The following is a 20,727-nucleotide window of genomic DNA, read 5'->3' on the forward strand; positions in this document are numbered from 1 at the left end:
GATGCAGCGCCGCCATCGCCGTGTTCATGCAGCAATCTGGACCAGCCTTGCTGTGGCTCTGCCACTTTTGCTTGCCATCATTTTTGCCAGCGCCCCGAAACGTCCAGCGGATGCGCCGGCAATTCGCCTGGATGATCAGAGCGCCGAAGGAGGGAAGGCGTGAGCGCGTCCTACAAGCCTGTCATCTGGAACCGGACAAAGATCATCTATGATGGCGTCCTGCTTGCCGGCATCGTGATCTATATCCTGATTTTCCTGAACCTTGGCCCGATGCTGTCGCCGGCGCTGCGCGATGTCGATCCCCCGATCCAGAGGATGCGCGCCTTCGGCTCGCTCGCGCTGCTGATGCTGACGATCGTGCTGGCGATCGGACCGCTCGCTCGCATCGACACGCGTTTCATGCCGCTCCTTTACAACCGGCGCCACTTCGGGGTCCTGACAGCGATCATTGCCGCGACGCATGCCCAATACGTGCTGGGCTGGTATTTCTCATTCAGCCCAACGCCGCAACTGACGGCGCTTTTCACCAGCAACACCAGTTTTACCAGTATCGCCGGGTTCCCTTTCGAATTGTTCGGCGCCTTTGCGCTTGCCGTTCTGGTCGTTCTTGCTGTCACCAGCCATGATTTCTGGCTGTCCTTCCTGACCCCGCCGTTGTGGAAGGCAATCCACATGAGCGTCTATTTTGCTTATGCGGCGGTCATCCTGCATGTGGCGCTCGGCGCCCTGCTGGATCGCCGGGACCTTGTGCTCGGGTTCCTCTCCTTTGGCGGCCTTGCCCTGCTGTGTGTATTGCATCTCGTCGCGGGGCGCAGAGAAAGCGCCTCGGACAATGCCGCTTCTGCCACGACGCCTGACAAGCCCTGGATCGTCGTGGGGGATGTTTCCGAGATCGCCGAAGGCAGGGCGATCATCGGGGCCGCACCCGGTGGCGAGCGTATTGCGGTGTTCAGGGTAAAGGGTGGATTGTCGGCCGTCTCAAATGTCTGCTCGCACCAGAACGGTCCGCTTGGGGAGGGCAAGGTGGTTCTGGGTTTCATCACCTGCCCCTGGCACGGTTATCAATACCGCCTCGAAGACGGCTGTTCGCCACCACCGTTCCGGGAACGCATCCGCAAATATCGGGTGCGGCTGCAGGGGTCGGCTGTGCTTGTCGATCCCGAACCTTTGCCGCTTGGAACACGGCTCGATCCTGTTGCGATACCGGCCGAACTTCGTGCCTCCACCGCCGGAAACCTGGGGAAAGCCTGATGTTGAAACCTTCCGAACGCGGCTTCTTTGTTGGATATTTCAAGAAGGTCCCCGCCGATGTCAGGAGATTGATGATCGGTTTCATCGTCTTCTTCATCGCCGGAATGGCGTCCGCCTCCGTCCTCTTGTCCATCAACACGGACAGTCCCGGAGCCGGGCGTTATGTCGATGAACTTCGCGGTGACCGTCTGATCGGAACGATGGAAACCAGCCCTTATCCCATCCTCCGTGTACCGGGGACGTCGTTAAGACCTCCGCGTGCCGTGATGCTGGCCGCATCAGGCAAGTTCGGCGTCGATGACCGGGCATTGCCGCTTGCAGGCAAAGCTGCTCGGGTGGGAGGCGTTTTCGTCAAGCGCGGCGATCTTGAGATGCTGCTTGTCGGCGGAGGGGACGATCTGACAGCGGCCGACCCGCAGGCAACCAGCCTGCCGACACCGTCGCCATCTGAAAACCTCGGCAGATGGCGGCTGACGGGAGAAATCTGCGACGGCAAATGTGCTGCCGGTGCGATGAAGCCTGGCACGGGCCTCGCTCACAAGGCCTGCGCCAATCTGTGCATCGATGGCGGTGTTCCGCCCGTCTTCGTTTCGACCGCACCTGTCGATGGGCATCTCTATCTTCTGCTCGCCTCCCGTGATGGCGGCCCGATGCCGGCTTCTCTTCTCGACAAAACAGGGCTCGCCATTATCCTGGATGGGATGGTCGAGAGACGCGACGACCTGCTGATCTTCAAGGTGGACCGAATTGCCGATGGAGAAGGCGTGTGAGCGAGACGAACACCCCTCACAAAGGACAGCACCTGCTGGGAATGGTCGCGGCATTCGTTGCATCTGGCTTGATCGTCGCGCTGTGGAGCTATGGTCTCGACTATCTCAACGGCACGCCATTGGCAGAACTGCGGTATGTGGTCTTCGTTGTTGTCGCCATCGGCCTTCTGTCGGGACTGCAGAGTATCTTCTCCCGGTTCACACCATGACGAACACAGTTGAGTGGTAAAACCGGGCCCTATGTTCAAAGTCTTGGCGGTTCACGTCAGGCCCGTCGCCGTTGGGACGATCTGCGATGGAGGCCGTGGCCGTCCGGCCTAACAAGACAATAAACGCAGTCGCCATGTAAAAGGGAGATCGTGGTGAGCCAGAACATCAAGGCATTCGTCTTCGACGCGTATGGCACTCTTTATGACGTACGCTCGGTCGAGGAACGGGTCGAGGCGGCGTTTCCGGGCAAAGGACGCCTGATCAGCAGCATCTGGCGATTGAAGCAGCTGGAATATTCGTGGCTGGTGACGCTGATGGAGCGCTACGAGGATTTTTGGTCGCTGACAGTGCGATCTCTCGAATACACGCTTTACTCGCTGGGGCTGAGTGCCGATCGGGATTTGCTTCACAACATCGCGGCAGCCTATCTCGATCTCAAGCCGTATGACGACGCGCGGTCCTGCCTTGAGCGGCTTCGCCCCGGCCGCCGGGCCATCCTGTCGAACGGAAGCGGGTCGATGTTGTCCGATCTGGCCGTTAATTCGGGACTGGATCGCTCTCTCGACATGATCCTCAGCGTCGAGGCGAAGCGCGTCTTCAAGCCTGCGCCACAGGCCTACAGCCTGGTCGAGGAGCAACTGGGTGTCACGCCCCATGAGGTGATCTTCGTATCCTCCAATGGCTTTGATATCTGCGGCGCGAAAAGCTTCGGCTTTACGGTCGTTCGGGTTGCGCGTGTCGATGCTGGAGATGTCGTGGAGCGGTTGGCTCGCGGCGGTGTGGACGAAGGTGTCCTGTACGGACTGCTGCGCGGCCAGGCCGAAGCCCTTGCGTATCCGGCCGATTTTACCGTGCGGTCCCTGGCGGAGATCCCCAGTCTTTTTGACGATCGTGAACGGACAGAATGATGTATCTGTATGCCAAGGCGCTTCACGTCGTTGCCGTCGTCACGCTGATCTCTGGCATGCTGGCGTTTGCCTTCGCGTTGCGGATGTCGATTGCTGGGCCGGACCGAGACGACACCCGCCGCTTCGGCGAATCCGTCTTGCGTTGGGATGGGCTGGTCACAACGCCTGCGCTCGCCATTGTCTGGATGGCGGGTTACACCATGGCTTTCGGTGCGGGTTGGGGCAGTTCGCCCTGGCTGCTTGTCAAGATGGTCCCCGCACTCTTGCTCACCGGCCTCCACGTCCTCGAGGGCCTGGCACTCAAACGGGTGTTGCAGGAAGGCAAGCCTGTCCACCGACTGTTCGGCACGGTTCCCTATGTCATCCTTTCGGTGTTCGCCATCATCGCATGGCTTGCCGTCGTCAAGCCGTTCTGACCCTTGCAGACGGGTGGGGGCAGACTGGACCGGCCCAACCGCTGACGGGACCGGGATCGACGCGCCTGAACCGTCGTCTGATTTGCACCGGATCAATCGAGGGCCGCCAGCCTTCGTCTCAACCGGTCGACGGCAAAATCGATGAAGGCCCTGATCTTTTTCGGCACCGAGCCTCTTTTCGGATAGACGAGGCTGACTGGCCAGGACGGCCCCTGGAAATCCTCCATGAAGGTTTCGAGCCTGCCGGTTTTGAGGGCGTCGGCGACCTGGTAAGACAGGACCCTTGTCAGGCCAAGACCGGATATCGCGGCATCGATCGCCGCTTCGGCCGTGTTGACGATGAGCCGTGGATGGATATTCACGTGAACGTCCCCATCTGCTGCCCGAAAGGTCCAGTTGCTGCCGCTTGTCAGCGTTTCGAAACTCACGCAGAAATGCTCGTGCAACTCCTCCGGTCGGCCGGGTCGGCCATGCTGCCTGAGGTAATCGGGGCTGGCGCACAGAACCTGGCGGATCGTGCCGACGGTGCGCGCAGCAAGGCCACTGTCCCTCAGTGTGCCGATGCGCACAGCGAGATCGACATGTTCTTCCGCAAGATCGACGATCCTGTCTGACTGGATCAGGCGGACGCGGATTTCCGGATAGGTCTTGAGAAAGTCGGCAATCACAGGAAGCACGTGAAGCCGGCCGAATACGACGGGCGACGTCATGATCAGGCTGCCTTTCGGTCGGGACAATTCGCCGCCCGCAATTCGCTCCGCATCGGCGACGTCATCAAGGATCCGGCGGCATGCATTGGCATAATCCAGTCCGGCTTCTGTCGGCACCAGCCCGCGGCCGGCGCGCTGCAGCAAGCGTGTGCCGAGATGCGCCTCGAGGTCGGAAATCTTCCGGCTCAGCGTGGCGAGCGGAATGGATCGTGCGCGTGCCGCTGCCGAAAGGCTGCCCATCTCCATCACGTCGAGAAAGAGAGCCATGGCATCCAGACGGTCCATATCGGGATTTCCAGAAAATGAGAGGATATCTTCCGAAAATAGCAGATATACCTGAAAAGTGGAAGGTGAGATGTTCCTGTCATCGCTTGAACCTGAGGAAAGGCAAGACAATGACAAACATTGAAACCCCTGCTGATATCGCAAGTGCACCCGAAGCATCCCGTCGTCTGCTGGAACAGGTCAAATCCCAGCTCGGGGTCGTTCCCAATCTCTTTCGTGTGGTCTCCAACAGCCCGGCGGCGCTCGAAGGTTACCTCGCCATGTCCGGTGCGCTCGGCAAGGGCAGGCTTCCTGCCCAGACCCGTGAAGGGATCGCCCTTGCCGTGGCGGAAATCAACGGCTGCGGTTACTGTCTGGCGGCGCATACCTATATCGGAAAGAACATGGCAAAGATCGGCGACGAGGAAATCGCAGCCAATCGCAATGGTCGATCCGGCAACGAAAAGGTGGACGCCGCAATCCGGTTTGCCGCGAAAGTCGCGCTGGAACGCGGCCATGTCTCGCGTGATGACGTGAATGCGGTTAAGGCGGCCGGTTATGACGACGCACAGATCGTCGAAATCGTTCAGCACGTCGCCCTCAACACTTGGACAAATTACATCAACGAGGTCGCCGGCACGGAAATCGATTTTCCCGCCGTATCTGTCGCAAAATCGTGAAGTGGTGGATGGAAGTCGGCCGGCGAAGATGGCCGGCTTCCCTTTGAACCGGAGAACGTTATGACCCGCCCCCCTTTGCCGCCGTTCGATCAGGAAAGCGCCATCATCAAGGTCCGTAGGGCCGAAGATGCCTGGAACGGGCGTGATCCGGATGCCGTTTCCCTTGCCTATACGCCTGACAGCCGTTGGCGAAACCGCTCGGAATTCATCGAGGGCCGAGAGGAAATCCGCAACTTCCTGGCGCGTAAATGGACACGCGAACTGGATTACCGGCTGATCAAGGAGCTCTGGGCCTACCAGGGCAATCGTATCGCCGTCCGGTTTGCCTATGAATGGCGGGATCATTCCGGCCAGTGGTTCCGGTCTTACGGAAACGAGAACTGGGAGTTTGATGACGCGGGCCTGATGCGGTTGCGCATCGCCAGCATCAACGATCTTCCCATCGGGGACGGCGAACGTCTTTTTCACTGGCCCCCCGGCCCGAGGCCGCATGACCATCCCTCCCTCAGCGAACTCGGATTGTGAAGGAGATCGAGATCATGTCCGATGTCAGAAACTCCGTCGCAAGCGACGTCGCCTTCAGCTCCGCCGTGAAGGCAGCCCAGACGCTGCGGAATTCCAGGGCAACTTATGAACGCATGGAGGAACATGGCTCGTGGCCGGTGGACCTGTCACCGGATCTTGTCCGGTTCATCGAAAGCAGGCGAAGCGCCTTTCTGTCCACGGCGAGCGCCGACGGTCAGCCCTATATCCAGCATCGTGGCGGGCCTGCCGGATTTCTCAAGGTGCTGGATCGTCGTACGATCGGTTTTGCCGACTATGCGGGCAACCGCCAGTATATCACCATCGGCAACCTGTCGGAAAACCCCAAAGCGCACCTGTTCCTGATCGACTACGATCTTCGCCAGCGCGTCAAGCTCTGGGGGCGGATGCGCGTGGTCGAGGGCGATCAGGAGCTGATGGCTCGACTGTCGCCGTCCGACTATCGGGCGCGCGTCGAGCGGGCCATGCTCTTTACGGTCGAGGCCTGGGACGTCAACTGCCCGCAGCATATTCCGCATCTCGTGGCGCCTGAGATCGTGCAGGACGCGATTGCCGAGCGCGACATGAAAATTGCCGCCCTTGAACGGGAAATCGATGCGCTCAAGAACCAGATGGAGCGGCCCGTCTAGCCGACTGTTTGCACGATCTGCCAGAGTGATCCGGTCACGGGCTGCTTCTGGGCAAGGACCAGGCAAAATAGCGGTCCATCAGCGGGATGAGGGCGGCGCCGAGAACGGCCGGATCTGCCTCGATCGAACTCAGGAGTTTGCGCGGGTAGGGGGCGTCCAATCCGTAACGCGGCTCCCCAGGGGAGGGCGGTGCGGCAATCAGCAACTCGCCCAGCGCACGCGGCAACTCGCCGCCGAAGACGATGGCTTCGGGATCGATGACCGCTCTCAGCATGTCGATCGTACGGTTCAGTGCGGGCGTGACTTCCTCCACCCACTCGGCAACCTGCGGCCATGACGGGTCGAACCGCTGGCGCAGCTCCCGAATATTGGCAATCGCGATGCCGCCCTTATCAAGCCTTTTCAGCAGTTCGCCGAGCGCCGGACGCGAGGCACCCTCCTTCATCGTGTAAACGCGGCTCAGTTCGCCCGCATTGCCGAAGGCGCCAAAGAACGGCTTGCCATCGAGCACGATGCCGCCGCCGAAGCCATAATTGAAGGAGAGGTAACCGAAGGTGGCGTAAGTGCGCCCAGCCCCCACGGCGGACTCGCCGATGGCGCCGGTCGTGCCGTTGTTCTCGGTCCAGACGGGAAGATCGAAGAGTGTTTCCAGTTCCCTTCGAAGATCCACAAGCGACCAGTCGCGCAGAAGCTCTGGCGAGTTGAAATGGCGATCTGGCCCGATGAAGAATCCGGCCATGGAAAAGCCGATGCCGACGATCTTCTCGTTCGTGACGCCACGGGCGGCCAACACAGCCCGCAGCCTCTCCTTCAGCGAAAAGAGCGTGTCGCGCCGATGCGCCGGCGACATGTCGAGCATTTCCTCGTGGATGATCCTGCAGGAGAAATCGCAGAGTCCAAAGGTGATGCTATCGGTATTGACCGAAACGCCGATGGCATACCGTGCATCGGCGTTCAGCTTGAGCGACGGACTGGGTTTGCCGCGTCCGTGAATGACGGGATCCCCCAGCGTCAGCAGCTGCGCGTCAAGCAGCGCATCGATGATCCGATGCACCGATGGTTGCGTCAGGTTGGTGCAGGGCGCCACGGCCGAGCGCATAATGTTTGGTGTCCTGCGCACGATCTCGAGGATCATCCGCTCATTTCCCGAAAGACTATCGTTCATCCGCTCGACACCGCGCTGCCTTCACCCTGTCGGTAAAGTCCTAAACACATTGCCGGACTTGGGCAAAGGGTCTGCCGGCTTATCTCGTAATTTATACAGGGCGCATCAAAACACGCATGCTTCATTGCGGGCGTCTGTCGTTGGTCCAGCGGTCTGAGCAGAGATGCGCCGATTGCAATTGTCTCAAAGCTGTCATAAATATTATACACAAAGAATGATAAACGGTGCCCATCATCCGAAGCGAGCAACCGTGCGAGGGAGGACATGAAATGGCGCTAATGGCGAATGCCTTGGCTGTCGAACGAGCGAGCCTGCGCTACGGCAAATTCCAGGCCTTGAAGGATGTGACGTTTTCGGCAAGCCAGGGCCAGTTGATCACCCTTCTCGGTCCCTCTGGCTGTGGCAAGACAACGCTGTTGAAGGCGATTGCCGGATTCATGCCGCTCGATAGCGGTCGCATCGACATCTTCGGCCGGGACATGCAAGGCGTCCCGCCGGAAAAGCGCGATACCGCCATGTGCTTTCAGTCCTACGCCTTGTTTCCGCATCTGTCTGTGGCGGACAATATCGGGTTCGGACTGCGCCAGCGACGCCTGAGCGCGGCTGAAATCGCAACGCGCGTCTCGTCCGTTGCGGAGCAGGTCGGATTGTCATTGCAATTGCAAAAGTTGCCCGGGCAGCTTTCGGGCGGCCAGCAGCAACGCGTGGCGCTTGCCCGCGCCATGGCCGTACGACCCGGCGTCATGCTGTTTGATGAGCCGTTGTCGAACCTTGATGCCAAGCTGCGTGATCATGTGCGCATGGAAATCCGCGCGCTCCAGCGCGAGCACGGGTTTACCGCCGTCTATGTCACGCATGACCAGTCTGAGGCGCTGGCCATGTCGGATCTCGTCATTGTCATGCGCGCTGGCGTGATCGAGCAGATGGGCCGTCCGGAAGAGATCTATCGCCATCCGGTCAACCGTTTCGTGGCGGATTTCATCGGTACGGCAAATATCATGCCGGTGAGGATCCTGAGTAGGGATCAGGCCCGTGGCGAATATCACGTCACCTGTCCTCTCGGGCAGGCGGTCATCCGCTCGGCAACGCCGCCCGTCGGAGATCATCTTTATGCCTGCTGGCGCCCGGAAGATACGGTCGTGGCTACCGACAGCGGCAACGACAATCGTTTCACGTTCAAGGTCTCGGCGCGCACCTTTCTCGGCAGCCTGTGCGATCTATCCGTATCGCCCACCGAGGACGCTTCCGTTTGCTATCGTATCCAGACCCATGGCTCCACGCCCGTCAGCGAGGGGCAAACGGTCGATGTGGTCATTCCACCGGATACGATCCGCTTCCTCGATGAGGCGATCGCATGACCATCAACAACGCCCTCAAGGCCTATCTTTTGTTGATCCCGGGGCTGTTGCCGATCGTTGCCTTCATGTCGCTGGTGGTCGGAATGGCCGTGTCGCAATCGATCGGCTTTTTCAATTTTGCAGGGGACGACCATTTTTCCCTGCTGTTCTGGCAACAGATGCTGACGCAAGACCAGTTCTGGAGGGTCTTTTTTTATTCCGCACGCATTGCGGTTGTCAGCGCCGTGCTGTCGGTCATGCTGGCCTATCCGGTTGCGCTGTGGTTGCGGCGCCCTTTCCCAGGCTCCGATCTCATCAGCGCCATGATCAAGGCGCCAATCCTGGTGCATGGTCTGGTGGCAGCCTTCCTCTTCGTCAATTTCATCTCCTTCCAGGGGTTTCTGAACGTCGCTCTTGTGCACCTCGGTCTTATCGCAAGACCGATCCGGATGCAGAACGATCCCTATGGTATCGGGGTGGTCGTCCTGCAGGTGTGGAAGAACATGCCGTTCGCCTTCCTCATCATCGTCGGTTCGGTGCGGGCCATCGGCGATGATATTCTGGACGCCGCGCGAGATCTGGGGGCTGGCCGCCTTGCAAGGCTGCGTCGTGTCATTCTGCCTCTGACGCTGCGCTCGCTTCAGGCCTCGCTCATTCTGATCTTCATCGGTACGGCGGGCGATTATTCGTTCCAGGCGGTGGCCGGTCCCATCAACATCAATTCCATGTCGCAGTTCATGCTGAGGATCCAGATGGACAATGCCGCACATGGCTGGAACGAGGCCGCCGTTGTTGCCGTCATGCTGATGGTGCTGTCCTTGTTCGGCTCGCTTGCCGTGGCAGGATTGATGCAATTTGCCGTTCGTCGGGCGGGGAGGTAGGGCCATGACCAAGCTCCTCTTCTCACGCAATGACGTCTATCGTTACCTGACCGTCCTACTGGCAGTTTTGGTCTTCCTGATCTTCCTGGCTTTGCCCTTCGCCATGGCGGTGCTCTGGTCGCTGGTCGATCCGTCCCACCCCTGGGCCTATCCCGCCGTGTTGCCACCGGTGCTTTCGCTTCGCCGTTGGGCCGAGATCTGGACGACGAGCGCCCTGCCGCAGGCCTTGTACAACAGTTATGCCCTGGCAGCCTGTGTGTCTGCCGTGACGCTGCTTCTTGCCGTTCCGACGGCCTATGCCTTTGGCCGTATGGAGTTTACGGGCAAATCGACGGCACAGATGATGACGCTTATCCCGCTGATCATTCCGGGTTTCGTCAGCGCCATCTTCTTCTCGGCACTGCTGATCCAGCTTGGCGTCTATTCCCGTTTTGCCGGGATTGTCATCGGCCACACCGTCAGCTTGCTCCCTTATGCAATCCGGCTTTTGACGGTCTCTTTCACAATGGTGCGGCAGGACCTGGTCGATGCCGCGCGGGATCTCGGCGCCTCGCCGCTGACCGTGTTCCGCACGGCCTATCTGCCTGTCCTGAAGCCGGGACTTCTCGCATCGCTCATCATCGTCTTCATCCTGTCGATTGAAGAGTTTGCCATCTCCTACATCGTCGGCGCACCGGATTTCGTCACCGTGCCGACCATTCTCTACTCCTATCTTGGGTACAACTTCATACGGCCGAATGCCGCCGTCGTGTCTCTCATCCTCGTCGTCCCCAATGTCGTTCTGATGCTGATTGCCGAGCGCCTGCTCAAAAGCGCCGATCCGGCAGTCGTCACCGGAAAGGGATGACGCCGTTCTCCATCACCCCTCATGTCACACAAGGACCTGATGCCATGCTGAAGACAGTCGCACTGCTCATGCTCGCCACGGCTCTGCCGCTGGCCATTATCCCAACAGAAGCCAATGCCAAGGATCTCTCCCAGATGAATTGGGACGAGATCGTTGCCCAGGCGAAGGAGGAGGGCCAGGTCAACTGGTTCCACTGGTATTTCCAGGATCGTTTCCGGGAACAGGTGAAGGCGTTTGAAGCCGAATATGGCATCAAGGTCACCATTCCGGATGGCGACGGCAAGGCCAATATGGACAAGATGCTGGCGGAGCGCAGCCGCCCGCAAGGCGATATCGATGCCATCTCGCTGGGTGGTTCGGCGCTGCAGACCTTCAAGGCGGAGGAACTTCTCTACGGCCCCCTGAAGCCGGTGCTTCCCGACGGCACCAGGCTGCGGTATTCGATCGAAGGGACCGACAACAAGGGCTATGCCCCGGCTTTCTGGGGCAACCAGACGGGCATTGCCTACAATCCGGCCCGCATCTCTGTCGCCGAACTGCCGCACACGCTGGATGAGTTCGTCGCCTTCATGAAGCAGAACCCCGGCGAGCTTGGCTTCAACACGGAAAATGGCGGTTCCGGGCCGGCCTTCATCGAAAGCGTCGCTCGCGCGATGGTGAAGGACATCGATTACACGCAAGGTGCGTCTGCGCCTGACAAGATCGCGAAACTGGCGCCCGCCTGGACTTGGTTCAAGGATCATCGCGACGGCTACATCATCACCGCGTCGAATGCCGACAGTGTGACCCGCCTCAATGGCGGCGAATTCAAGCTGATCGCCGCCTGGGAAGACCAGATCGCCGGCCTGCAGCGCAAGGGCGAGATTTCGAATGACATCAAGATGTATATTCCGTCCTTCGGCATGCCCGGCGGCGGAAACGTGGTGGCCATTCCCGCCAATGCCAAACACAAGGCGGCAGCGCTCGTTCTCATCAACTGGCTGACCAGCGCAAAGACCCAGACCGAATTCGCCAAAAGCTTCGGCATTGCGCCGCAACACCCGGATGCGGACAGTTCTGTCGGCCTCATCCCGGCCGCTGACCGGGCATTCTCGACTGTCTGGGCGGCAAAACCCTTCGGCGACGATATCAAGAAAGCCTTCATTAGCCGGGTTCTTCAAAACTGAGCCGCCGCACCGGTCATCACCGCCGCGGCAGCCTCTGCCGCGGCGCGTCTTCCCGATCCATCTCCCGCCAAGAAAGAAACAGGCCTTGTCCCCCTACGATCCCAGACCCTCTGCCACCCTTGCCCGCCAGAACGTTGCCGTGCCGGATGCCCTGATTGCCCATCGCGGTGCGCCGCTTCTCGCACCCGAAAATACCTTGCCGGCCATGCGGGCAGCCGCGGAAAAAGGCGCGCTCTGGGTGGAAGTGGATGTCAAGCTGACGCGCGACATGAAGCCGGTCATCATTCATGATGACCGGGTGGATCGCACGACGGATGGCAATGGCTTTGTCGCGAATATGACCTTCGAGGAGATCCGCACGCTGGATGCAGGCGCTTATTTTGCGCCGGAATTTGCCGGGACCCGCGTTCCCACACTTGAGGAACTGGTGGAGACCGTGCTCGACCTTGGCCTCAACCTGCAACTGGAACTGAAGCCGACGGCCGGCGACGACATCGAAACCGCCGAAATTGCACTCGCCATGATGAAGGATCTGTGGCCGGCCAATCATGATGGGCTGTTTTTCACGAGCTTTTCCATCCGCTCCATCCACGCGGCAGCGCGCCTGATGCCCAACGTGCCGCGTGCCTATGCGGTTGTCGTGCCGCCCAAAAAACCAAAGGCACTGCTGGACGAAACGAAGTGCCAGATCCTTCATCTGCAGCGCGATTTCCTGCCGGATGAGGCGCTTGCCATCATGGCCGACAGCGGCATCGAATTTGCCGTGGCGACCATCAATGATGCAGAGGTGGCGCACCGCTTTTTTGCAGGTGGCGCCCAGACCATCCTCTCCGATGTTCCGGACCTGTTTTCCCGGAAAGACCGCTGACCATGCACGATATCGATCAGCGCGAAACAGCGCTTCACGAGATCATTCGAAGCGCGGGAGAGCTCGCACTCCACTGCTACCGCGCGAGGCGCCCCGGCCAGTACAGCCTGAAAGGCCGCCAGGATTTTTTGACCGAGGTGGACGGTCTTGTCGAGCAGCATGTCTTTGACAAACTGCGGGCACGGTTCCCCGAAGACGGTTTGCTTGGCGAGGAAACCGGTGGACATGTGGCCGCCTCCCGCCTCTGGGTGGTCGATCCCATTGATGGTACAGCCAATTTTGCGCGCGGGATCGACCATTTCTGCGTCGCGATCGCCTTCGTCGAAGATGGCATCACGCACTTGGGCGCCACCTTCAATCCGGTCACGAATGAACTTTATGTCGCGCGTCAAGGCCGCGGCGCCAGCAAGAACGGCAGTCCGCTACGGGTCGCCAGCACGGACGCGCTGACGGTCGCTTCCATCGAACTCGGATGGTCGACCCGTACGCCAGAACCGGAGTACCTCGCTCTCTTTCAGGCGATGATTGCCAGCGGTGCGAGCGTGCGGCGCGGGGCGTCCGGTGCGCTCGCGCTCGCCTGGGTCGCGGAGGGGCGGACCGACGGTTATGTCGAACATTTCATGCACCCGTGGGATTGCCTCGGTGGCCTGTTGATGGTGCGCGAAGCCGGAGGATGCACGGGACTTTACCGGGCAGGCAACCGCAAGATCTGCGACGGCGGACCCGTCATAGCCGTTGCGACCGGCATTGCAGCAGAATTGGCCGAGATCGTGAAGATCCCTGTCTATCCGCTGGTGGACGCCAAGATCTCGTCGCCGACTTGATGAAGTCCCCAGGTGTCGCACGGCACCTGGCCGGCCACATTACCGCGGGTCCGGCAGATAGGCTTCGCCGCCCGTTGCGATAATGTCCTCTTCGCTCAGCAAACGATGCCAGTGCGAATAGAACACGAAACGATCGCGTGGCAGGCCGACTTCTCGCTTGAGATGGCGATAGATGGCGCTGAAGGCCGCGTGCTCGCAGCCGCCCCAGAAAAAGCAGTGGTGCAGGTCTTCAGGCCATGCCACGCTCCGCACGGCATCGACAAGCAAAGTCGTCGTTCCCGGCGCGGCACCATCGCGATGCAGCCACCGTAGATTGAGGCGCGGCGGACAGATGAGCGGCAGCTCGTCTTCCGCTCCGTCGACCTCGATCATCACATGCCCGGTCGTAGAGGCCGGAAGCCCCTCGATGATGCGGGCAATTCCGGGAAGTGCCGTTTCATCTCCGAGCAGAACCAGGAAGTCCGACGGTTTCGGTCCGTGGGCCGCAGGCCCCAGGACGCCGACCATATCGCCGGGGCGCACGTCGAGAGCCCAGCGCGTCGCTGGCCCGGGATCGCCATGCAGTGCGAAATCGATCGCAAGCTCGCCAGCTGCCGCATCAATCCGCCGGATCGTGTAGACGCGCGTCGGCACCGCTTTTCCCGGCCAAACCACCTGACCTCGATGGTCGAGCATCGGCCAGACCGGTTGGGTCACGCCGCGCGGCTGGAAGATGAGACGACAGTGCATCTGGTCGATACGGTCATACCGGCCGAGGTCCTTGCCGGAAAAGACGACCCGTCGCATGCATGGCGCGACGTCAGTGACGTGGCGGACGGTGAGGATGCGTAGATCATCGGGCAGCGTCGGCTCTGCCTGGTCTCCCTCCCAGCTGATCTCGATCCGTTCGCGCGCGGCGATGAAGCCGATCGGGCCTGCGAGCGCGTGCTTCAAGCGGTTGAGGGCTCCGGCTTCGGGTGCCTCTGCCGTCAGCCGGAAGCCCGCCTCCAGGGCTTCGAATGTTGCATGGCCGAAGGGCGAGCGGATCTGATACACGCCCTTGACCACCTCCACCGCCATGTCGTGCGTGGCGATCGAGTCGATGAAGGCTTCCGTATAATCGCCGATCCGCTCGAAGCGAACGGTGGAGGATGCGCGGTAGGTTCGGTTGGCAGCACGCTGCATTAAGGGTCTCCAGTCTTTTCAGATCGAGGCCCAGAGAGGCGCTTCGATGCGAACTGCGGCAAAGTCGCGGTTGATGGTTTCCAGCAGGGCTGCGGGATCAAGGTCGGCAGAGCGGTCGGGATGAAGCCAGCGCGCGGCCTGTGCCACGAACAGGATGTTGAGTGGCAGATTGGTGATGAGACCGGTCCAGATTCCATGGACCCGGCCATTCCGCACGCTCGGCAGATGCGCGAAGCTTGGTCGGCCATCGACCAGACGCTGAAGGCTCGCACGCGAAAGATTGGGGTCGATGCCGGGCCCGATGGAAGGGCGGCCTCCGGATGCCCAGCCGCCGCCGGTGGCGATGTAGACATCGTGCGGCGTCGCGATCAGATATTCGGGAGACAGCTTCTCGAACCAGGGAGCCGTCACGCCCGGCAAGGGTTGGCCGCCGGCAAGCGACAGCAATTCTCCCCAGATTTTACGCCCCGCCGCCCAACAGCAATCGTCAAGTGTCGACTGGACCTCCAGATAGATCGTGACGGGTTTTGCACCGGCTAGGCGTCTGCCGATATCGGAAAGCGCCTGCTGGAAGAAGGCGATATAGGCCTCGGCCTTTTCGCTGGCGTCGAGAAGTTGTCCCCACATGCGCATCGACGCTTTCAGGGTGCTCACGGGATCGGACGTCGGCTCTGCCCCCGCAGCGTTCGAGGAGGCATCACTGTAAATGACGGGGATGTCTGCGGCGATCAGGCGGTCGACAAGGGAATCCATGTCCGCCTGCGGCGTCATAAAGGCTGTGGTAACGACGAGATCCGGCATCAGGCCGATCAGGGCCTCTAGCGACAGCGTGTCGGGCGTCAGCTTGCCGACGACCGGAACCTTATGTCCTTTGAGAAGACCCGTCTGCAGGCTCGCGCTGTCGATCCGGTCCACCGCCGCCCACCCAATGATGAGCGAGGCCGGATCTGGGTGAAGCAAGGACATGGTCAGCAGATCATGTCCTTCGAGCAGGACGATCCGTTTCGGGCGGCCGGGCAGGCGGACTTCCCGCCCCGCCATATCGATGATGGTGAGCGGCTTGCCGGTCAGGGCGGCGGGCGCGATCCCTGCCATAAGACCCGTTGCGGCAACCGATGCGCAGAACTGGCGTCTGGTGGTCATGGCCGTCTCACCACTTGTATTTCAGACCGGCAATGACTGTCCGGCCATTTCCATATTGGCAATAGAAGTTGTAGCTGCAGCTCGAATAATACTCTTTGTTGAGCAGATTGGTGACGTTGAGCGTCGCCTGAAGTCCCTTCAGGTTTGGCTGCTTCACGCCAAAATCATAGGTCAGTGCCGCGTCGAGCAGGGTGTAGCCATCGGCTTTCACCGTGTTGGCGTCGTCGCCATAACTGGAGCCGACAATTCGGACGCCCCCTCCAATCGTCAGCCCTTCCAGGACACCCGTATCAACCTTGTAATTTGCCCAGAGCGAGCCGTAATAGGTCGGCACTGCCTGCGGCCTTTTACCGATGAGCGCAGAATTGCTGGATTCTGAGACTTCCGTGTCGAGCAGCGACAGTGCCGCGATCAGCTCCAGATTGCCGGTGACCTTGCCCCTGGCCTCGAATTCAAGTCCGCGCGAGTGGATCTCACCCTGCTGGACGTAGAAACCGAGTGTTGTGGCCGGCGATTTGACATTCTGTTGGCGGATGTCGAAGGCTGCGAGCGTAAAGAGTGCATCCAGACCAACCGGCTGGAACTTGAGACCCACCTCGAATTGCTGTGCCTCGGTAGGCTTGAAGGCATTGCCTGATGCATCCGTGCCGAGTACCGGCTCGAAGGACGTCGAATAGCTGGCATAGGGTGCGATCCCGTTGTCGAACAGGTAGAGAAGGCCGGCCCTGTAGGTGGTGGCGTCATCCGACTGATCGGAGGAGGTTCCGGCAAGCAGGTTGTCGCTCTCCTGCCGCGTCCAGTCGTGACGCAGGCCCAGAACCGCGCGCAACTGGCCGATCTCGATCTGGTCCTGCAGATAGACACCCGTCTGCCACAAGCTCTGGTCGGTGTCGATCGCCGTTACAAAGGGGCCGACCGGCTGACTATAGACGGGATTGGTGACGTCGATCGAGGTTGCCAGACCCATCAGGTAGTCCCAGCTGCTTGTGGCGTGCTGGACATCAATGCCGACGAGCAGGGTGTGAGCGGCGGCTCCGGTTTCAAAATGAAACTCCGCCTGGTTGTCCAGAGCGAAACCGCGGGCGTTCTCGATCGAATGAACGGCGTAGCGCGGAATTACCCCGCTCGCAGAGATGGCTCCGGCCATCTGCAGCGACTGCATGTCCGTGTCCACGCCGGAATAACGGAAACCGGAGCGCACAGCGACGTTTTCGTCGAACCGGTGTTCGAAGCGATAGCCGATGTTGTACTGCGTCCGGTCGAAGGAATCGTAATAAGGATCGCCCACGTCGAAATCCGGGCCAAGATAGCCGGCTAGGTTCGATGGTGCGAGGAAGCGCGGATAGACGGAGTTAAAATAGCCGCCCTCCGGATCGCGCTGGTAGGAACCCGAGATGGTGAGCGATGTGTCCGCATCCGGCTCCCATTTGAGGGAGGGGGCAATCCCGAGGCGTTGTTCCTCCACATTCTCATACCGTGTACTCGCCGTGCGGGCCACGAGGCCGAGACCGTATTGCAGCGTGCCGTCTTCCGTGATGGGTCCCGTGGAGTAGAGCCCGCCCTGAACGCGGCCGTCGGTTCCGCCCTCGAGCCTGACTTCATTCGACTGGATCTGCGAGGGTTCGCGGCTCACTTGGTTGACGAGACCACCGGGGCTGATCTGGCCGTAAAGCAGAGCGGAGGGACCCTTCAGCACGTCGATGTGATCCAGAAAGAAGGGATCTATCTGCGGTGTGGCAAATCCCTGTCCGCGCACCAGTTTCAACCCGTCCAGATAGGTCACATAGGTCGTATCGGTTCCAAACGCCCCGAATCCGCGCAGGAACACGGAATCGTAGCGCGACGTTGCATCGCGGTCCGACAGAACGCCCGCGGTGTAACGCAGCGCCTCGGCCACCGTTTGCGGGTTCTGGTCCTCGATCTGCTTGCGGCTGATGCTCGTGACCGATTGCGGGGTCTCAATCGCCGGCGTGTCCGTCTTGGTTGCTGACCGGTTCGACTTCACGATAAGGCTGTTGGATGTGTCGGATTCGCCCTTTGAGCCTTGGACGAGGACTGTTTCGAGCTGCGTGGTCTGGCCGGAAGATCCGGCCTCCTGGGCGAGCGCCTGCAGACCGGTGAAAAGGAAGGTCGATGTAAGGAGAATGGAGCGGAAAAGGCTGGATCTCACGAGGTGTCCCCATAGTCATGACGCCGGATTTGTGGCAACACATAAATCAAACGGGACCGTCCTGTCCAGTTAATATGAACCTAATCCTCACCTTTAATCGTCAGGAAGATTGCCCTGTTGAAGGGTGGCATACAGAGGAGATGGCAATGTCGGAGGCAGTGGCCAAGAAGATGAGAGGGCGGGTTGGACGCCCGGCAAGGGATAACCAGGACGGAGCAGCCGAGCGGATCATCGAGGCGGCAACTGAGCTCTTCGCCAGCCGCGGCTTCGCCGGCACCTCCATGGAGCAGGTAGCCAGCCGGTGCGGCGCGGGCAAGGACACGCTCTATCGACGTTACCCGTCCAAGGTCGTCCTGTTCGAGGCGGTCGTCGAGCACGCCCGCCGCAGAACGGCGGCACGGTTATCCAATCTGCCATCCATGCAGGGGAACGCCCTTGAGCGATTGAAGGTGCTTCTGCGGGAAATGCTGCGCATCAACATGGACCCAGACCTGATCGCACTCAAGCGCATCACGTTCAGCGAGGCTATCGTGTTCGACAAGGCGGCTCCGGTCGCTCAGCAGCCGGATCCGATCATGGAGCATCTGGTCGGCGCAGTCGGAGACGCCCAGACTGCCGGTTTCATTGAAGACGGCGAGACCAGGGTCATCGCGGAACACTTGATCTACTGTCTTGTTGCGCAGCCAACCACGGCGGCCATGCTGGGTGCAACCGAGTTCAATGGAGCGGCAGCCGAAGAAAGGCATTTCGAACGAACCTGGACATGGCTGCTCAACGGCGTCGCTGCAGCCCGTTGATGGTCCGCAAGTGAGGCTTTGGTCCTGGCGCCATAAATGGCCGAAGGGAAGAGACCCGGAGGACTGAAAACGCGGTGAACCCTTTTCGACCAAGGCCTTCCGGTAACTGTCGCGTAAGACTAACACATGACAAGATGGCCCTCTGAGACCGTCCGGTAGGTGCGCTTGGGCAAGGCATCATGGATCGAGCGGATGGGGCTTTTCAGTTCGTCCACCACCAGGTTACGTCTTTGTCGGCGCCGGGCCGGGTCGGGGACAGGGACGGCGGAAAGCAGTTTCTTCGTGTAGTCATGCTGCGGATTGCTGAAGACGGCAGCGCGCGGACCGATCTCGACGATCTCACCGAGGTACATCACCGCCACGCGGTGGCTTGCCCGCTCGACGACTGACATGTCGTGACTTACGAATAGAAAGGCGAGACCAAGTTCCGCCTGTAAGTCCAGCATCAGGTTGATCACTTGGGCCTTGATCGACACGTCGAGTGCCGAGACGCTTTCATCGGCGACGATGACGCGTGGGCGAAGGGCAAGTGCACGCGCAATGCAGATCCGTTGCCGCTGGCCACCGGAAAATTCGTGCGGAAAGCGTGTCGCCATGTCGGCACTCAGCCCCACCTTGACGAGTAGATCCGCCACCACCTCGCGCGCATCGCGGGGCGTGCCCATGCGGTGTTCCAAGAATGGCTCAGCGATTGCCTGACCGATGGTCATGCGCGGGTTGAGCGCGGCAAACGGGTCCTGGAATATCATCTGTACCGACCGGCGCATCTGGCGGATGTCGCGCTGGCCAAGGGTGAGCATGTCGCGACCGTCCACTATCACCGAGCCTGAATCCGGTTCGATCAACCGCATGATGGCGCGCCCGGTGGTGGACTTGCCGCAGCCGGATTCGCCGACCAGCGACAGCGTCTCGCCAGCCATCAGGTCGAAGGAGACATTTTCCACCGCATGCACGCGACCGACCAGCCGGCCAAGTGGTCCGGCATGGATATCGAAGCGCTTCGTCAGCCCCTTCACCTCCAGAACAGGGCGGGTCGCGTCGACGGTATCCGCCACCTCGATGGCCTCGTTTGCCACGCCGGTCGAGGGATCTACGACGGGGAAGCGCAGTGGACGCGTGCGCCCGTGCATCGAGCCCAGCACCGGAACGGCGGCCAGAAGTGCGCGGGTATAGGGATGCTGGCCGCGATGGAAGATGTCCGCTGTCTGCCCGGTCTCCACCTGTTCGCCGCGATACATCACCACCGTGCGGTCTGCGATTTCGGCGACGACGCCCATGTCATGGGTGATGAAGAGAACCGACATGCCGTCTTCCTCCTGCAACTCCTTGATCAGGTCGAGGATCTGGCCCTGGATCGTGACGTCAAGCGCCGTCGTCGGTTCATCGGCAATCAGCAGTTTCGGGCGCGAGGCAAGCGCCATGGCGATCATCACGCGCTGGCGCATGCCGCCGGAGAACCGGTGCGGATATTCATCGAAGCGCGAGGCGGCGGAGGGAATGCGAACCTTTTCCAGAAGCCTGATCGTCTCGGCTCGGGCCTCGCTCACCGAAAGGCTTCCATGGCACAGAAGCGCTTCTGAAATCTGGTCGCCGATGGTGAAGAGGGGGTTGAGCGAGGTCATCGGCTCCTGAAAGATCATGGCGATCTCGTTGCCGCGTACCTTGCGCATCTCGCGCTCGGGCAATGACAGCAGGTCGCGCCCCTCCAGACGGACACGACCTTCGATGCGGCTCAAGGCAGGGTCGATAAGCCGCATCACCGACAAAGAGGTGACGCTCTTTCCCGAACCGCTTTCGCCAACGATCGCAACGGTTTCCCCGGCCGCCACCTCGAATGACACACGGTTGACGACGGGACGCCAGGCGCCGTCGATCCTGAAAGCGGTGGTGAGGTCTTCCACCGAAAGGACAGGCGGCCGGCCGCTCTCTGCATTGATCGTGTCTCTCATCATCTCTTATCCCCTGGCTTCGATAGACTTGTCGT

22 protein-coding genes are annotated in these 20,727 nt (G+C 60.6%); 16 read left to right on the plus strand and 6 right to left on the minus strand.

What is annotated here, in order from left to right:
* Position 1 precedes the first annotated feature (1 nt).
* The 6 genes from OU993_RS14540 (at position 2) to OU993_RS14565 (ending at position 3,555) form a co-directional block, all read left to right on the plus strand.
* Positions 2-163, plus strand: coding sequence for a hypothetical protein (locus OU993_RS14540; RefSeq protein ID WP_268158525.1), 162 nt, complete (start codon positions 2-4; stop codon positions 161-163).
* Positions 160-1,251 carry a Rieske (2Fe-2S) protein gene (locus OU993_RS14545; RefSeq protein WP_268158527.1) on the plus strand — a complete coding sequence of 364 codons (1,092 nt, stop codon included), beginning with the start codon at positions 160-162 and terminating at the stop codon, positions 1,249-1,251. The genes OU993_RS14540 and OU993_RS14545 overlap by 4 nt, the downstream gene beginning before the upstream one ends.
* A complete protein-coding gene (locus OU993_RS14550; RefSeq protein WP_268158529.1) occupies positions 1,251-2,021 on the plus strand; it encodes a hypothetical protein in 771 nt (256 codons plus the stop codon). Before OU993_RS14545 ends, OU993_RS14550 begins: the two co-directional genes overlap by 1 nt.
* Positions 2,018-2,230, plus strand: coding sequence for a hypothetical protein (locus OU993_RS14555; protein WP_268158531.1), 213 nt, complete (start codon positions 2,018-2,020; stop codon positions 2,228-2,230). Before OU993_RS14550 ends, OU993_RS14555 begins: the two co-directional genes overlap by 4 nt.
* Positions 2,231-2,383: 153 nt before the next feature.
* The gene (locus OU993_RS14560; RefSeq protein ID WP_268158533.1) at positions 2,384-3,139 is read left to right on the plus strand and encodes a haloacid dehalogenase type II; all 756 of its coding nucleotides are present in this window, start codon (positions 2,384-2,386) and stop codon (positions 3,137-3,139) included.
* Complete coding sequence (locus OU993_RS14565; protein WP_268158535.1) at positions 3,136-3,555, plus strand: CopD family protein; 420 nt, start codon at positions 3,136-3,138, stop codon at positions 3,553-3,555. The genes OU993_RS14560 and OU993_RS14565 overlap by 4 nt, the downstream gene beginning before the upstream one ends.
* 92 nt (positions 3,556-3,647) lie before the next feature.
* Here the strand turns inward: OU993_RS14565 and OU993_RS14570 are convergent, their stop codons facing one another.
* Positions 3,648-4,550 (minus strand): LysR family transcriptional regulator, encoded by a 903-nt coding sequence (locus tag OU993_RS14570; RefSeq protein WP_268158537.1) that lies wholly within the window; start codon positions 4,548-4,550, stop codon positions 3,648-3,650.
* Positions 4,551-4,660: 110 nt separating this feature from the next.
* On the opposite strand from OU993_RS14570, the gene OU993_RS14575 reads away from it, so the two are divergent.
* From OU993_RS14575 to OU993_RS14585, 3 genes are read left to right on the plus strand one after another with little or no spacing between them, the layout of a single operon-like run.
* A complete protein-coding gene (locus OU993_RS14575; RefSeq protein WP_268158538.1) occupies positions 4,661-5,209 on the plus strand; it encodes a carboxymuconolactone decarboxylase family protein in 549 nt (182 codons plus the stop codon).
* 60 nt (positions 5,210-5,269) lie between these two features.
* Entirely contained in the window at positions 5,270-5,734 is a 465-nt protein-coding gene (locus tag OU993_RS14580; protein ID WP_268158539.1) for a nuclear transport factor 2 family protein, read from the plus strand.
* Positions 5,735-5,748: 14 nt separating this feature from the next.
* On the plus strand, positions 5,749-6,381 hold the full coding sequence (locus tag OU993_RS14585; RefSeq protein ID WP_268158541.1) for a pyridoxamine 5'-phosphate oxidase family protein: 633 nt from the start codon (positions 5,749-5,751) through the stop codon (positions 6,379-6,381).
* 34 nt (positions 6,382-6,415) lie between these two features.
* Here OU993_RS14585 and OU993_RS14590 read toward each other — a convergent pair whose 3' ends face one another.
* Entirely contained in the window at positions 6,416-7,516 is a 1,101-nt protein-coding gene (locus OU993_RS14590) for an ROK family protein (protein ID WP_268158543.1), read from the minus strand.
* Between the two features lie 308 nt (positions 7,517-7,824).
* Here OU993_RS14590 and OU993_RS14595 point away from each other — a divergent pair, with 308 nt between their 5' ends.
* The 6 genes from OU993_RS14595 to OU993_RS14620 all read left to right on the plus strand — a co-directional run bounded on the left by OU993_RS14595 (position 7,825) and on the right by OU993_RS14620 (position 13,469).
* Positions 7,825-8,904, plus strand: a complete 1,080-nt coding sequence (locus OU993_RS14595) for an ABC transporter ATP-binding protein (protein WP_268158545.1) — start codon at positions 7,825-7,827, stop codon at positions 8,902-8,904.
* Positions 8,901-9,764: an ABC transporter permease gene (locus tag OU993_RS14600; RefSeq protein WP_268158546.1), complete on the plus strand. Its 864-nt coding sequence runs from the start codon at positions 8,901-8,903 to the stop codon at positions 9,762-9,764. The genes OU993_RS14595 and OU993_RS14600 overlap by 4 nt, the downstream gene beginning before the upstream one ends.
* Positions 9,765-9,768: 4 nt before the next feature.
* Positions 9,769-10,611 (plus strand): ABC transporter permease, encoded by an 843-nt coding sequence (locus OU993_RS14605; protein ID WP_268158548.1) that lies wholly within the window; start codon positions 9,769-9,771, stop codon positions 10,609-10,611.
* A gap of 44 nt (positions 10,612-10,655) precedes the next feature.
* Complete coding sequence (locus OU993_RS14610; RefSeq protein WP_268158550.1) at positions 10,656-11,777, plus strand: extracellular solute-binding protein; 1,122 nt, start codon at positions 10,656-10,658, stop codon at positions 11,775-11,777.
* Positions 11,778-11,862: 85 nt separating this feature from the next.
* On the plus strand, positions 11,863-12,645 hold the full coding sequence (locus tag OU993_RS14615; protein ID WP_268158551.1) for a glycerophosphodiester phosphodiesterase family protein: 783 nt from the start codon (positions 11,863-11,865) through the stop codon (positions 12,643-12,645).
* A 2-nt stretch (positions 12,646-12,647) separates the two neighbouring features.
* Positions 12,648-13,469: an inositol monophosphatase family protein gene (locus OU993_RS14620; RefSeq protein WP_268158553.1), complete on the plus strand. Its 822-nt coding sequence runs from the start codon at positions 12,648-12,650 to the stop codon at positions 13,467-13,469.
* Between the two features lie 39 nt (positions 13,470-13,508).
* Here OU993_RS14620 and OU993_RS14625 read toward each other — a convergent pair whose 3' ends face one another.
* Genes OU993_RS14625 through OU993_RS14635 form a run of 3 tightly spaced genes read right to left on the minus strand, consistent with a single transcriptional unit; the run spans position 13,509 to position 17,946 of the window.
* Positions 13,509-14,633, minus strand: a complete 1,125-nt coding sequence (locus OU993_RS14625) for a siderophore-interacting protein (RefSeq protein WP_268158555.1) — start codon at positions 14,631-14,633, stop codon at positions 13,509-13,511.
* An 18-nt stretch (positions 14,634-14,651) separates the two neighbouring features.
* On the minus strand, positions 14,652-15,776 hold the full coding sequence (locus tag OU993_RS14630) for an ABC transporter substrate-binding protein (protein WP_268158557.1): 1,125 nt from the start codon (positions 15,774-15,776) through the stop codon (positions 14,652-14,654).
* 7 nt (positions 15,777-15,783) lie between these two features.
* On the minus strand, positions 15,784-17,946 hold the full coding sequence (locus OU993_RS14635; protein ID WP_268158559.1) for a TonB-dependent siderophore receptor: 2,163 nt from the start codon (positions 17,944-17,946) through the stop codon (positions 15,784-15,786).
* A gap of 74 nt (positions 17,947-18,020) precedes the next feature.
* On the opposite strand from OU993_RS14635, the gene OU993_RS14640 reads away from it, so the two are divergent.
* Positions 18,021-18,743: a TetR/AcrR family transcriptional regulator gene (locus OU993_RS14640; RefSeq protein ID WP_268158561.1), complete on the plus strand. Its 723-nt coding sequence runs from the start codon at positions 18,021-18,023 to the stop codon at positions 18,741-18,743.
* A gap of 119 nt (positions 18,744-18,862) precedes the next feature.
* Here OU993_RS14640 and OU993_RS14645 read toward each other — a convergent pair whose 3' ends face one another.
* Positions 18,863-20,695 carry an ABC transporter ATP-binding protein gene (locus tag OU993_RS14645; protein WP_268158562.1) on the minus strand — a complete coding sequence of 611 codons (1,833 nt, stop codon included), beginning with the start codon at positions 20,693-20,695 and terminating at the stop codon, positions 18,863-18,865.
* Positions 20,696-20,727 lie beyond the last annotated feature (32 nt).

Origin of the sequence: Rhizobium sp. SL86, assembly GCF_026672545.1 — a bacterium.
GTDB lineage: Bacteria > Pseudomonadota > Alphaproteobacteria > Rhizobiales > Rhizobiaceae > Neorhizobium.

Bases quoted from the DNA above. Each gene is read 5' to 3' on its own strand.
- OU993_RS14540 (WP_268158525.1), top strand. From the start codon at position 2: ATGCAGCGCCGCCATCGCCGTGTTCATGCAGCAATCTGGACCAGCCTT.
- OU993_RS14550 (WP_268158529.1), top strand. From the start codon at position 1,251: ATGTTGAAACCTTCCGAACGCGGCTTCTTTGTTGGATATTTCAAGAAG.
- OU993_RS14565 (WP_268158535.1), top strand. From the start codon at position 3,136: ATGATGTATCTGTATGCCAAGGCGCTTCACGTCGTTGCCGTCGTCACG.
- OU993_RS14570 (WP_268158537.1), bottom strand. From the start codon at position 4,550: ATGGACCGTCTGGATGCCATGGCTCTCTTTCTCGACGTGATGGAGATG.
- OU993_RS14575 (WP_268158538.1), top strand. From the start codon at position 4,661: ATGACAAACATTGAAACCCCTGCTGATATCGCAAGTGCACCCGAAGCA.
- OU993_RS14580 (WP_268158539.1), top strand. From the start codon at position 5,270: ATGACCCGCCCCCCTTTGCCGCCGTTCGATCAGGAAAGCGCCATCATC.
- OU993_RS14585 (WP_268158541.1), top strand. From the start codon at position 5,749: ATGTCCGATGTCAGAAACTCCGTCGCAAGCGACGTCGCCTTCAGCTCC.
- OU993_RS14590 (WP_268158543.1), bottom strand. From the start codon at position 7,516: ATGATCCTCGAGATCGTGCGCAGGACACCAAACATTATGCGCTCGGCC.
- OU993_RS14595 (WP_268158545.1), top strand. From the start codon at position 7,825: ATGGCGAATGCCTTGGCTGTCGAACGAGCGAGCCTGCGCTACGGCAAA.
- OU993_RS14600 (WP_268158546.1), top strand. From the start codon at position 8,901: ATGACCATCAACAACGCCCTCAAGGCCTATCTTTTGTTGATCCCGGGG.
- OU993_RS14605 (WP_268158548.1), top strand. From the start codon at position 9,769: ATGACCAAGCTCCTCTTCTCACGCAATGACGTCTATCGTTACCTGACC.
- OU993_RS14610 (WP_268158550.1), top strand. From the start codon at position 10,656: ATGCTGAAGACAGTCGCACTGCTCATGCTCGCCACGGCTCTGCCGCTG.
- OU993_RS14620 (WP_268158553.1), top strand. From the start codon at position 12,648: ATGCACGATATCGATCAGCGCGAAACAGCGCTTCACGAGATCATTCGA.
- OU993_RS14625 (WP_268158555.1), bottom strand. From the start codon at position 14,633: ATGCAGCGTGCTGCCAACCGAACCTACCGCGCATCCTCCACCGTTCGC.
- OU993_RS14630 (WP_268158557.1), bottom strand. From the start codon at position 15,776: ATGACCACCAGACGCCAGTTCTGCGCATCGGTTGCCGCAACGGGTCTT.
- OU993_RS14640 (WP_268158561.1), top strand. From the start codon at position 18,021: ATGAACCTAATCCTCACCTTTAATCGTCAGGAAGATTGCCCTGTTGAA.
- OU993_RS14645 (WP_268158562.1), bottom strand. From the start codon at position 20,695: ATGATGAGAGACACGATCAATGCAGAGAGCGGCCGGCCGCCTGTCCTT.